Consider the following 12,862-nt stretch of genomic DNA (forward strand, 5'->3'; position numbering starts at 1 on the left):
GGTGAGAGGGCTTACTCGTCGTGCTCTTCCCACGCCAGGGCGCGTTTCACCGCTTTTTTCCAGCCGCTGTAGCGGAAGTTACGCTCGGTGGTTTCGATGCCAGGACGGAATTCGCGTTCGATAACCGCTTTTTCCTGCAGCTCGTCCAGGTTCTGCCAGAAGCCTACCGCCAGACCGGCAAGGTACGCCGCGCCCAGCGCCGTGACTTCACGCACTTCAGGGCGCTCGACGCGGGTGCCCAGGATGTCGGACTGGAACTGCATCAGGAAGTTATTCGCTACCGCACCGCCGTCCACGCGCAGGGCGTGCAGACGAATACCGGAGTCAGCCTGCATCGCTTCCAGCACGTCGCGCGTCTGGTAGGCGATGGATTCGAGAGTAGCGCGAATAATGTGGTTAGAGTTCACGCCGCGCGTCAGGCCGAAAATCGCCCCGCGTGCATACGGATCCCAGTACGGTGCGCCCAGACCGGTGAACGCAGGCACCACGTACACGCCGTTGGTGTCTTTCACTTTGGTCGCGAAGTACTCGGAGTCGAACGCATCGCTGATCAGCTTCATCTCGTCGCGCAGCCACTGAATGGATGCACCCGCCATGAACACCGCACCTTCCAGCGCATAGTTCACTTCGCCGCGCGGGCCGCAGGCGATGGTGGTCAACAGGCCGTTTTCTGATTTCACCGCTTTCTCGCCGGTGTTCATCAGCATAAAGCAGCCGGTGCCGTAGGTGTTCTTCGCCATCCCTTCCTTGACGCACAGCTGGCCGAACAGCGCCGCCTGCTGGTCACCGGCAATACCGGCGATAGGAATACGGGTGCCGCCTTTACCGCCGATGTTGGTCTGACCGTACACTTCTGAAGACTTACGCACTTCAGGCAGCATCGCGCGCGGAATGTCCAGCGCGTCCAGCATCTTGTCATCCCACTCCAGGGTGTTGATATTGAACAGCATGGTACGCGAGGCGTTGGTGTAGTCGGTGACGTGAACGCGTCCCTGGGTCATCTTCCAGATAAGCCAGGTATCGACGGTACCGAACAGCAGCTCGCCGCGTTTAGCACGCTCGCGTGAACCTTCCACGTGGTCGAGGATCCATTTCACTTTGGTTCCGGAGAAATACGGGTCAACCACCAGACCGGTGGCGCTGCGCACGTACTCTTCCATACCGTCGCGCTTCAGCTGTTCGCAGATCTCGGATGTACGGCGGCACTGCCAGACGATAGCGTTGTAAATGGGCTTACCGGTTTCGCGTTCCCAGACAATCGTAGTTTCACGCTGGTTGGTGATACCAATCGCGGCAATCTCGTCGGAACTGATATCGGCTTTCGCCAGCACTTCGACCAGCGTGGAGCTTTGTGATGCCCAAATCTCCATCGGGTCGTGTTCTACCCAGCCTGGACGAGGATAAATTTGCTCAAATTCGCGCTGTGACACGCTGACGATGTTCGCGTCATGATCCATTACGACAGCGCGGGAGCTGGTAGTGCCCTGGTCGAGCGCAACGATATATTTTTTTTCGGTCATGGTATGTGTCCCGTAGTCAGATTACAGCGAAGCTTTTTGTTGTGCGGTAGAAGTCGTTTCCTTCTCCTCTTCCACACAGGTGTCGCACGGTAAGTGGCGACCAATTAATTTGCGGTAGCTAAACGCACCCAGCGCAGCCCCGACAACCGGCGCAAACAGCGGTACCAGGAAGTAAGGAATGTCTTTACCGCCGGTGAAGGCCACGTCGCCCCAGCCTGCGATAAAGGCGAACGCTTTTGGTCCGATATCACGTGCCGGGTTCATCGCGAAGCCGGTCAGCGGGCCCATGGATGCGCCAATCACCGCAATCAGCAAACCAATCAGCAGGGGTGCCAGCGGGCCGCGCGGAATGCCGTTTCCGTCGTCGGTCAGCGCCAGGATAACGCCCATCAGAATAGCGGTAATCACCATTTCAACTGCGAACGCCTGCACAAAATTGATATGCGGGTTAGGGTAGGTTGAGAAGATGCCTGCCAGATCCAGACTTTCGACGCTGCCGCGTACCATATGATGCGTCTGTTCGAAGTCGATGAAAAGATTGTAATAAAGCCCGTAAACTAACGCCGCTGCGCAAAACGCGCCGGCAAACTGAGAAAGAATGAAAGGAACAACTTTGCGTCCGTCGAAGCACGCGAACAGCCAAAGTGCGATTGTCACCGCCGGGTTAAGATGTGCACCAGAAACCCCTGCGGTCAGGTAGATGGCCATCGCCACGCCCAGACCCCAGATGATACTGATTTCCCACTGACCAAAACTGGCACCCGCCACTTTCAGTGCAGCGACACAGCCCACTCCGAAGAATATCAACAACCCGGTACCAAGGAACTCGGCAATGCACTGGCCTTTTAAGGTTGATGTCTGACTCATAATCGGAATCCTGAAGAAATTGATGTTTATTGTTAGCATGGCCGCCCGTGACAGCCACGATGCCCTGTAGACATAGTGTTAATTTATCGTTAACGAGCAAAAACGAGAAATATCGAAATCAAAATGTGTGGTCTGCGTCAATAAAATGAGCGTTTTCGCGCCATAAAGCACATTTTTGCAGCAGTACAGGATCAGTGCAGGAATGTGAGCTGAATCATTTCATTAACGAATCAGTTAACAATTTAGGGGTATATGACGCGAACACACCAGGACCAGACCTAAAAGTGTTGCAAACCGCGATCTGCGCGGTGTGTCGCTGGACACAGAGCGCCGCGCTCCATACAATCGACGGTATATGTCGTGCGCGTTTATGTTAAAGCGTCGCCTTGCAATTCAGGAGAGGTAGCATCATGTCTTTAGAAGTGTTTGAGAAACTGGAATCGAAAGTACAGCAGGCGATTGACACCATCACCCTGCTGCAGATGGAAATTGAAGAGCTGAAAGAGAAGAACAACAGCCTGGCGCAGGAAGTTCAGAACGCTCAGCACGGCCGCGAAGAACTGGAGCGCGAAAACAACCAGCTGCGCGAACAGCAGAACGGCTGGCAGGATCGCCTGCAGGCGCTGCTGGGACGTATGGAAGAAGTTTGATTTCTCTCGGGAAATACAGATGAAGTAAGCCGGGTAAGGCGTCGCCGCCACCCGGCTTTTTTTACTCGATATCCAGCGCATCTTCCGACAGGATAATGCCGGTATTATGAGCATAAAGATGGTCGCGGAAGAAGAAGGTGACGCCGCCCGAAATTCACGCGTACGTCGCTTTCGCCAGTATTCGGTTCATGACCGATAAGCCCCTCAGTCCACATGATTCTGCCCGCCATATTTGGCTTTCAGCCGGGCAACAACCCGGTCCATTGCTCCGCGCTCTTTTGCAAACGTGCGGGTATAACGCTCCTTGCCCTGCAAGCCCAGCATTGGTCGCCAGACCTGCGGTGGGTTATGCTCAGCGCCTTTGTTGACAGGGTCATTCTCAGCCGGCTGACAGGTCGCGACCACTTCCGCAGGCCATTCCGGAATTTTGCAGGTCAGCATAACCAGCCAGCGCGGAAAGCTGATGACGAAAAAGAAGGGAAGCTGCAGCGCATTCACCAGCAGGCCGAGCCGCCCGAACCACTGCTTGCTAAGGTAGAGCAGTCCGAACAGCCAGCCCTCTTTCTGCTTTTCAACCGGCGGGCACCAGGCAATGGAGTCCGCGAGGTCCGGGAGATACTCATCTCCCTCTTCCATATAGCAGCGGATAAATTCCCAGTACATGGTCAGGACATCGGGGTCACTCTCCAGATTGATCGGGAGAGGGATAGCCTCCGCTACCGTGTCTCCATCATCTTCCGTAGTACACCCCACAATTGTCCATTCTTTTGCCAGCCGTCCCTTCGTTGAACGCAGAACAAATCTGAGATCCTGCCACGGCACGGAGAGGATTTTTCCGCCGGACTGGTACACATACACCATCCCGTTTTTACGGTTAAAGCGGATCGGATAGTAGGTACTGAAAAATACCTCGGAGGTCATTATCCGGTATAACCCCAAACAGAGCGGCAACGTAATCCCCCAGATAATGATGTCAACAATCCAGAGAGCTGCACTATGAAAACCATCTTGCAAAAACGTGATTAATGGCTGTAAAAACACATAAAAAGACAGACAAAAAAAGAAAACTCCGGCCAGCGTCCATGTTCCGCGCCAGTTGTAAAAACGGTCAACCAGCTCCAGATAGGTCGAGTTCAGGCGCACCACGCTGTCAAACCCAGAGACCCCTGGAACATCCGGATTGCCTGTTTTCTGCGAGTAAATTTTAAAAACACGTTCATCACTGAGGCGGAGAAAACCCTTATAGAAGCGTTTGGATGGGTCTGCCGGAAACCGTTTAAAGGGATTAAACATGCGTCCCTCCCTTTGCGCTCAGGGCCATATAGCCGTCCTTTTCCATTTGTGCATCCGGCCAGATAGCCGGGACATCGCTCTCACCCGGCGGCACCCGCCGCCACTGCGTACTGAGCAGCCAGGTCTGTATGTCGTTACGGGCATGGCTTAACAGCCAGGCCCCGGCCCCCAGAACCAGTATCATCCCGATAAATATCCCCGCCAGACCGATAAGCCCCTCAGTCCGCATGATTCTGCCCGCCATATTTGGCTTTCAGCCGGGCAACAACCCGGTCCATTGCTCCGCGCTCTTTTGCAAACGTGCGGGCGTAACGCTCCTTACCCTGCAAGCCCAGCATCGGTCGCCAGACCTGCGGTGGGTTATGCTCAGCGCCTTTGTTGACAGGGTCATTCTCAGCCGGCTGACAGGCCGCGACCACTTCCGCAGGCCATTCCGGGATTTTGCAGGTCAGCATAACCAGCCAGCGCGGAAAACTGAGAACGAAAAAGAGAGGCAACTGCAGCGCATTCACCAGCAGGCCGAGCCGCCCGAACCACTGCTTGCTGAGGTAGAGCAGTCCGAACAGCCAGCCTTCTTTCTGTTTTTCAACCGGCGGGCACCAGGCAATGGAGTCCGCGAGGTCCGGGAGATACTCATCCCCCTCTTCCATATAGCAGCGGATAAATTCCCAGTACATGGTCAGGTCTCCGGGGTCCCAGGCCAGATTAATAGGAAGGGGGAAAGTTCGCGTGATCGTGTCCCCGTCATCTCCCATAACACACCCTATAATGGCCCATTCTGTAATGGTGAAATTCTTTCCATTGGTCAGAACAAAGCGAAAATCCTGCCACGGTATCGACAAAACATCTCCACCGGACTGGTAGACATACACCATCCCATTTTTACGGTTAAAGCGGATCGGGTAATAGGTTCTGAAAAAAACTTCAGAGACCATTATCCGGCTTGCCCCCCAAGATAGCAGTAACATAACGATCCAGAGAATGATGGCAACAATCCATATGCCAATGCTATGAAAGCCAGTTTGTAACAGTGTAATTAGTGGCTGAAAAAACAAACCCAGGAACAGACAAAAAAAGAAAGCTCCCGCAAATGTCCAACCTCCACGCCATCTGTAATTCCGATCAACCAGCTCCAGGTACGTTGAGTTCAGCCGCACCACGCTGTCAAATCCGTAAATCCCTTTCACATCCGGGTCGCCCGTTTTCTGCGAATAAACCCGGGAGACGCCTTTATCACTGAGGCGGAGAAACATTTTATCGAACTGTTTGGACGGGTCGGCAGGGAATCGTTTTAAGGGATTAAACATGCGCGCCTCCTTGAGCCGTCAAAGCCATATAGCCCTCCTTTTCTATTTGTGCATCCGGGTAGATAGCCGGGATGTCACTCTCGCCCGGCGGCACCCGACGCCACTGTGTGCTGAGCAGCTAGGTCTGTATGTCGTTACGGGTATGGCTTAACAGCCAGGCTCCCGCCCCCAGAACCAGCAGCATCCCGACAAATATTCCCGTCAGACCGATAAGCCCCTCAGTCCACATGATTCTGCCCGCCATATTTGGCTTTCAGTCGGGCAACGACCCGGTCCATTGCTCCGCGCTCTTTTGCAAACGTGCGGGCGTAACGCTCCTTACCCTGCAAGCCCAGCATCGGTCGCCAGACCTGCAGTGGGTTATGCTCAGCGCCTTTGTTGACAGGGTCATTCTCAGCCGGCTGACAGGCCGCGACCACTTCCGCAGGCCATTCCGGGATTTTGCAGGTCAGCATGACCAGCCAGCGCGGAAAGCTGATGACGAAAAAGAAGGGAAGCTGCAGCGCATTCACCAGCAGGCCGAGACGTCCGAACCACTGCTTGCTGAGGTAGAGCAGTCCGAACAGCCAGCCTTCTTTCTGTTTTTCAACCGGCGGGCACCAGGCAATGGAGTCCGCCAGGTCCGGGAGATACTCATCTCCTTCTTCCATATAGCAGCGGATAAATTCCCAGTACATGGTCAGGTCTTCCGGGTCCCAGTTCACATTAATCGGGAGAGGAATCGCCCCCGTGACAGTATCTCCGTCATCACCCGTAAGACATCCCACAATGGTCCACTGCGTTGAGAATCGCATCTTTGCTGAAGTCAGGACAAAACTAAGCTCCTGCCACGGAACGGACAACACCGTTCCGCCGGACTGGTAGACATAAACCATCCTGTTTTTACGGTTAAAGCGGATCGGATAGTAGGTACTGAAAAATACCTCAGAGGTCATGAGGCGGTATGCAGCCCAGGAAATGGGAATCACAATTAAACACCAAAGAATAATCGTAAGGCCCCAGGTCTCTAACGGGGGGGCCTCTCCAAGTAAAATGGCCGAAACCAACAGCCAGAGAAAGCCGCGGATAAACATAATACAGAATATTATTCCGGCCCCCAGAGTTATGGTACCTCTCCAGTTATAAAACCGGTCAACTAGCTCAAGGTAGGTCGAGTTCAGCCGCACCACGCTGTCGAATCCGGAGACACCTTGAACGTCTGCATCGCCAGCTTTCTGCGAGTAAATCTTAAAAACACTTTTATCACTAAGGCGGAGAAATCCTTTATAGAATCGTTTAGACGGGTCCGCTGGTAATCGCTTAAAGGGATTAAACATGTGTCCCTCCCTGTGCTGTCAGAGCCATGTAGCCGCCCTTTTCCATTTGTGCATTAGGCCAGATAGCCGGGATATCGCTTTCACCCGGCGGAATTTGCCGCCATTGCGTGCTGAGCAGCCAGGTCTGTATATCGTTCCGGCTATGGCTTAACAGCCAGGCTCCAGCACCCAGAACCAGCAGCATCCCGACAAATATTCCCGCCGGGCCGAGGAGGAATGCAGCCAGTTCCGAACCATTGAGAATGGTTTGCGATAACCCCAAACGGACCAGGAGTGCAATCGAAATACTACTTCCGCCTCCCACCGTCATCATCCCAATACCGAGGGCATTTATCATATGTGCAATTCCAACGCCTTTATTTCCTTGCCAGTAAAAATCGTAACCGTTCCAGCCTTCAATCACTGTATAAACTACCCCCCCACCGAATCCTAACAATCCCCAAATCTCCGCCCCGACAACCTTCATCATTACGTTTCTTATCATCGACACAGTCGATGGCAGCTCCAGCCTCATCAGCGGCGTCATCGCCAGCTTCAGCGCTTCCGCCGTTGAGGCTACCGCCATGCTGGCATTCGCCCCGAACACCGTCGCAGCTTTACCTTCGGACGGCAGGCCGCTCTCTTTCACACCGTACCCCAGCACCATCCACTGGAAGTACGCCGAGAACACCGTCCCGCCAAATGTCATGCCTTTCGCCGCCATCTCCGTCGCCAGCGTGCCGGGTTTCATCCCGCTCAGTTGCGCCACCGAGGAGCCCGGCGATTTCGGGAACAGCATTCGCGCCAGCTCGTCCTCCGTGAGCATTGCCGTACTGAGCTTCGCCAGCCGCTCTTTAACCGGCAGGGCGGCCAGTACCTTCGCCTCCTGCACGTCAATAATCCGCGGCAGAGATATTTTCTCCAGCGAGCGCTCCGGTAGCTCCTTCACCAGTCGGTCGGTCAGCTTTTGCATCGCGGTATATAATTGCCCGCCGCTGCGTCCACTCATTTCCAGCATCCCGGCCATCCCCCGGGTCATCGCCCCGACAAAGTTTTTCGTCCCCGGCACCACGCTGACGGCAGAGAACGCCTTACCCTGCATCGCCAGTATCCCGATAGCAAAGCGCACCGGCGTTCCTTTCACCATCAGATCCACCGATTTCATCATCGCCTCAGACCAGAGCATGCTGAGCTTTTCCAGCCCCGTCAGGATCGCGCTGGCGTAGCTGCCGCTGTACTCCTTCGCGCCGTCCGCCAGACGGTCCCAGCTTATGCCCAGCCACCAGTCTGGTCCGCTGCTTTTCAGCTGTGCATTCACCTCGGCAATCCAGCCGTCATGATTAAAGAAGGCCGCCCGCTGAAGAAAGTTTTCCGGCGTCAGCGGGGCCTGATTCAGCTGCTGATCGATGTGGGTAATCACTCCGCCTTTGTCGTTCATTCCTGCCAGTACTTTCGCTACTGTCTGGATATAGCGTCCGCCACTGTGCGCGCAGGTCGGGTCAAAGTGCTGCACAAAGTAATTCGCCATCACCGGCCCCTGCAGCCAGGCCAGATACATCCGGGTGACGGGAATGACTGAGCTGTTGTTATACTCTGTCAGCCAGGCTTTCAGCCTCTCACTGAACGCCTTTTCCTGCGCCCGGTCGATGTATTTTTCGTAGCCGGTCTGCCATGCCTCGTCCACCCGGTCCTTCCGGCTGGCCTCATTCAGGACATGCATCCGGTCGGCCATGTCCGGAGCCGGAAATCTCGGTCCTGCCGGCGTGTCCCTGCCGTCGCGCATCTGGCGCTCATAGCTTTCATCCCCGGCTTCTGCCCGCAGGTAAAAATAATTACGCATTGCCAGTTCGACGCTGCCGAGCATGGTCAGCAATGCAGTGCCACGGCTCAACTCCGGATCCGTGGCGATAGCCTGCTGCATCCGGTAGCGTGCCAGGGCTGAAATCTCCGTCGCCACCCCAACCGGGTCAGACAACATCAGAATCGCACCGTTGCCCGCGTTCAGATTATCTGCTGCCTGTTGTAAAGCGGCCGCAGAATGACTACTGACCGCTTTGAGGGGGGAGGGAGTCCAGGCTTTAAGGGTGCTGTTGCGCAGTCCTGGACTGTATTCAGCCACGCAGCTGGCGAGTTGACGGAAGGGCAGGGCCTGCTGGCCGCTGTGGCTGGCAAGCCACGCATCCATATCAAATTTCTGCATATACTGGCGCCGCCAGGCGGCATCTTCATGCTGTTTGCGTACCACCGGTGTCCACGACTCTTCAGACCACGCAAACCAGTACACCCCGTTAAGGATTCCAGCGGGCTTTACCGGCAGTGTCACCAGGGAAGCGGTTGCCAGTTCATCTGGCCGGGTAATACAGGGGGTAATGTCCCCGCTTTCCACGCGCGGCGGCACGATGCCGTCCTCTGGAAGAGGATAAAAATAGCCGTCGCCGGTAGCATAATAGTTAATCCAGCGTTGTGAACGTTCCGCCCAGATGTATAAAAAGCCCTCCCTCAGCAGACGGGCGGTATAGTCTGCACCTCCTTCGGCCGTTACCGGTACGGTGATACTGCCGGATAATGCCGGTAACGCGTCACCTTTTTCCATGATTGCCGGACGAACGGGCAGGACGGGTAAACCGTAGCGCTGGCAGAACTTACATCCCTTTTCATTGCTCATGTTGAATCCATTCTTCTTCTGTCAGGTAAGCCCGTCCGGCAAGCAGGAAAGGTAACCCTGAAGTTGTGGCGGTTATTTACTCATAATACACCGTAAAGACGTTAACCTAAGCTAAATTTTCTTTATGTCGTAAGCAGTTAGTGCGCATTTGCTGTGCAGGGAAAGTACGACGTGATATGCAAAATATGTGGCAAACGACGGCGATTGAATGAACGGTTATTCTGGAGCGCCGAGACCGTCAGGAGACGCTCCGGGGGAGTGTTATTGCATTATAAAAAGTGGAGATATCTAAACCTGTGTTAGCTTCACGGTTTGGGTGACGATAAAAACAAAGGCCATCCGATAAAAGATGGCCTGTTAAATTACTCGATATCCAGCGCGTCTTCCGACAGGATAATGCCGGTATTATCGGCGTAGAGATGGTCCCCGGAGAAGAAGGTCACGCCGCCGAAATTGACGCGCACGTCGCTTTCGCCGATGCCGTCACCCGCCGCCCCTACCGGTATGGCCGCGATGGCCTGAATCCCGATATCCAGGTCTTCCAGATCGTCCACCTGACGTACGGAACCGTACACCACAAGGCCTTCCCACTCATTCTGAACGGCAATGCCGGCCAGTTCAGCATCAATTAATGCACGGCGCACGGAACCGCCGCCGTCGACCACAAGAACGCGGCCGCGGCCATTCTGTTCGAGCAGATCGTACAGCAACCCGTTGTCCTCGAAACATTTCACCGTGACGATTTGACCGCCAAACGACGACCTCCCACCAAAGTTGGAGAACAGCGGTTCAACGACGTTGACATCTTCCTGGTAGATGTCACAAAGCTCGGAGGTATCGTATTTCATAGGTTTAACGCTCAGTTGCTGCGAATGTGTTCAGTATATCGTGCGAAATGCGTTGTTGGCAAAATCATCAATTGTTAATTGATATTTGTCAGCTAACGCAGCGTCTGGCTTAACACAATCCCGATGACGAACAACAGGTTAGTCAGCAACGCGCCTTTTACCGTGCGTTCCAGCATTGGCGGCATGGCGGACGGGCTGAGTTCACGCATCACAAAGCGGGCCTGCTTAATCAGCAGCGGCGCGGCAAGCACAAACAGCCAGCCCCACAGGCTCTGCAAGGAAATCAGGTTAAACAGTGCCAGGCAAACCAGCGCGCCAATGAGCAGGCAGGCGTGATAGCGGCGCGCATTGACCGGCCCCAGACGAACCGCCAGGGTATTTTTGCCGTTCTCGCGATCGCTGTCGATGTCGCGCAGGTTGTTGATGTTGAGCACCGCCGTCGCCAGCAGACCACAGGCGGTCGCGGGCAGGAACAGGGCAGGAATCACCGTATGCGCCTGCAGGTACCAGCTTCCCATCACGCTCAGCCAGCCGAAGAACACCAGTACGGAGATATCCCCGAGCCCAATATAACCGTAAGGACGCGTGCCGACGGTGTAGGTGATGGCCGCGATAATGGCCAGTAAGCCCAGCACCAGGAAGCCAATGAAATCGCTGGTGGTCTTAGACGCCACCGTCACCAGCGCCAGGCCGGATACGCAGATCAGCGCTACGGTGATAATCAGCGCGCGTTTCATCTGCGCCTGGGTAATCACCCCTTTCTGCATTCCGCGCAGTGGCCCTATGCGATCCGGCTTGTCACTGCCTTTCACCGCATCGCCATAGTCGTTGGCAAGATTAGAGAGAATTTGCAGCAGGCCGGCGGTAATCAATGCCAGCGCGGCGACCAGCGGATCAAAATAACCCTGCCACCAGGCAAGGGCGGTGCCGACGATAATTGCGGCAAAGGCCAGAGGAAGCGTTTTAGGGCGCAGACTTTCGAGCCACGCCTGAGTACGGCTGATGTCAGTCATAAGTATTTAGCCAATAAAAATGGGGGCATTAGCCCCCATTAAACGTGATGAGAATCCAGTAACCGCGATTATAGGATAAAACGGCTCAGATCTTCATCTGCCACTAACGCATCCAGATGTTTACTCACATATTCTGCGTCAATGGTAACGGTTTGACCGTTAAGGTCGCTCGCGTCGTAAGAGATATCTTCAACCAGGCGTTCCAGCACGGTATGCAGGCGACGCGCACCGATGTTCTCGGTGGTTTCGTTGACCTGCCATGCGGCCTGGGCAATACGCTTGATACCGTCTTCGGTGAACTCGAGGTTCACGCCTTCGGTCGCCATCAGCGCTTTGTACTGTACGGTAGCAGAGGCGTTCGGCTCGGTCAGGATACGTTCGAAATCTTCGGTGGTCAGCGCCTGCAGCTCAACGCGAATTGGCAGACGCCCCTGCAGTTCGGGGATCAGATCCGACGGGCTGGCAACCTGGAACGCACCGGAAGCGATAAACAGGATGTGGTCCGTTTTCACCATGCCGTGCTTGGTGGAGACGGTGCAGCCTTCAACCAGCGGCAGCAGGTCGCGCTGAACGCCTTCACGGGACACGTCCGGGCCGGAGCTGTTGCCGCCGCGCTTACAAATTTTGTCGATTTCGTCGATAAACACGATACCGTGCTGCTCAACCGCGTCGATAGCGTCCTGCTTCAGCTCTTCCGGGTTCACCAGCTTCGCCGCTTCTTCTTCAATCAGCAGCTTCATCGCGTCTTTAATTTTCAGCTTACGCGCTTTCTGCTTCTGGCCGCCCAGGTTCTGGAACATGGACTGCAGCTGGCTGGTCATCTCTTCCATGCCCGGAGGCGCCATGATTTCCACACCCATTGGTGCGGCAGCGAGATCGATCTCAATCTCTTTGTCGTCCAGCTGGCCTTCACGCAGCTTCTTGCGGAATGCCTGGCGTGCAGCGGACGGTTCAGCCTGCTGCTCTGCCTGGCCCCAGTTGTTTTTTGCCGGAGGGATCAGCACGTCGAGAATGCGCTCTTCGGCCATCTCTTCCGCGCGATAGCGGTTTTTCTCGATCGCCTGGACGCGCACCATCTTGATCGCCGAGTCGGTCAGATCGCGGATGATGGAGTCCACTTCTTTACCCACATAGCCCACTTCGGTGAACTTGGTGGCTTCAACTTTGATGAACGGCGCGTTAGCCAGCTTCGCCAGACGACGGGCAATTTCGGTTTTACCGACGCCGGTCGGGCCGATCATCAGAATGTTTTTTGGCGTCACTTCGTGGCGCAGCTCTTCGTCAAGCTGCATACGACGCCAGCGGTTACGCAGGGCAATAGCCACGGAACGCTTGGCGTTATCCTGGCCGATAATGTGTTTGTTCAGTTCGCTGACAATTTCGCGTGGGGTCATTTCAGACATG

General features: G+C 55.1%; 11 protein-coding genes and 1 pseudogene. 1 reads left to right on the plus strand and 11 read right to left on the minus strand.

What is annotated here, in order from left to right:
• Window positions 1-11: 11 nt before the first annotated feature.
• Both glpK and P346_RS01050 read right to left on the minus strand, forming a co-directional pair.
• Window positions 12-1,520, minus strand: coding sequence for a glycerol kinase GlpK (gene glpK, locus P346_RS01055; RefSeq protein ID WP_014885706.1), 1,509 nt, complete (start codon window positions 1,518-1,520; stop codon window positions 12-14).
• Window positions 1,521-1,541: 21 nt separating this feature from the next.
• A complete protein-coding gene (locus P346_RS01050) occupies window positions 1,542-2,387 on the minus strand; it encodes an MIP/aquaporin family protein (RefSeq protein ID WP_014885705.1) in 846 nt (281 codons plus the stop codon).
• Between the two features lie 410 nt (window positions 2,388-2,797).
• On the opposite strand from P346_RS01050, the gene zapB reads away from it, so the two are divergent.
• The gene (zapB, locus tag P346_RS01045) at window positions 2,798-3,037 is read left to right on the plus strand and encodes a septal ring assembly protein ZapB (RefSeq protein WP_010436935.1); all 240 of its coding nucleotides are present in this window, start codon (window positions 2,798-2,800) and stop codon (window positions 3,035-3,037) included.
• Window positions 3,038-3,098: 61 nt separating this feature from the next.
• Here zapB and P346_RS23625 read toward each other — a convergent pair.
• The 9 genes and pseudogenes from P346_RS23625 to hslU form a co-directional block, all read right to left on the minus strand.
• A pseudogene (locus P346_RS23625) lies at window positions 3,099-3,213 on the minus strand (ribonuclease E activity regulator RraA); the annotation flags it as partial.
• A 28-nt stretch (window positions 3,214-3,241) separates the two neighbouring features.
• On the minus strand, window positions 3,242-4,330 hold the full coding sequence (locus P346_RS01040; protein WP_032662727.1) for a DUF6708 domain-containing protein: 1,089 nt from the start codon (window positions 4,328-4,330) through the stop codon (window positions 3,242-3,244).
• A complete protein-coding gene (locus P346_RS01035; RefSeq protein WP_166770800.1) occupies window positions 4,323-4,559 on the minus strand; it encodes a hypothetical protein in 237 nt (78 codons plus the stop codon). Before P346_RS01035 ends, P346_RS01040 begins: the two co-directional genes overlap by 8 nt.
• Window positions 4,549-5,637 (minus strand): DUF6708 domain-containing protein, encoded by a 1,089-nt coding sequence (locus P346_RS01030; RefSeq protein WP_032662730.1) that lies wholly within the window; start codon window positions 5,635-5,637, stop codon window positions 4,549-4,551. The genes P346_RS01035 and P346_RS01030 overlap by 11 nt, the downstream gene beginning before the upstream one ends.
• Before the next feature lie 218 nt (window positions 5,638-5,855).
• The gene (locus tag P346_RS0122045) at window positions 5,856-6,572 is read right to left on the minus strand and encodes a DUF6708 domain-containing protein (RefSeq protein WP_152537881.1); all 717 of its coding nucleotides are present in this window, start codon (window positions 6,570-6,572) and stop codon (window positions 5,856-5,858) included.
• 373 nt (window positions 6,573-6,945) lie between these two features.
• Entirely contained in the window at window positions 6,946-9,597 is a 2,652-nt protein-coding gene (locus P346_RS01025; RefSeq protein ID WP_032662734.1) for a T6SS effector BTH_I2691 family protein, read from the minus strand.
• A 362-nt stretch (window positions 9,598-9,959) separates the two neighbouring features.
• Complete coding sequence (gene rraA / locus P346_RS01020) at window positions 9,960-10,445, minus strand: ribonuclease E activity regulator RraA (RefSeq protein ID WP_032662736.1); 486 nt, start codon at window positions 10,443-10,445, stop codon at window positions 9,960-9,962.
• Between the two features lie 92 nt (window positions 10,446-10,537).
• Complete coding sequence (menA, locus tag P346_RS01015; protein ID WP_023309686.1) at window positions 10,538-11,458, minus strand: 1,4-dihydroxy-2-naphthoate polyprenyltransferase; 921 nt, start codon at window positions 11,456-11,458, stop codon at window positions 10,538-10,540.
• A 68-nt stretch (window positions 11,459-11,526) separates the two neighbouring features.
• Window positions 11,527-12,861 carry an HslU--HslV peptidase ATPase subunit gene (gene hslU, locus P346_RS01010; protein WP_023309685.1) on the minus strand — a complete coding sequence of 445 codons (1,335 nt, stop codon included), beginning with the start codon at window positions 12,859-12,861 and terminating at the stop codon, window positions 11,527-11,529.
• Between the last annotated feature and the right edge of the window lies 1 nt (window position 12,862).

The organism is Enterobacter sp. DC1 (assembly GCF_000568075.1).
Taxonomy (GTDB): Bacteria; Pseudomonadota; Gammaproteobacteria; order Enterobacterales; family Enterobacteriaceae; genus Enterobacter; species Enterobacter asburiae.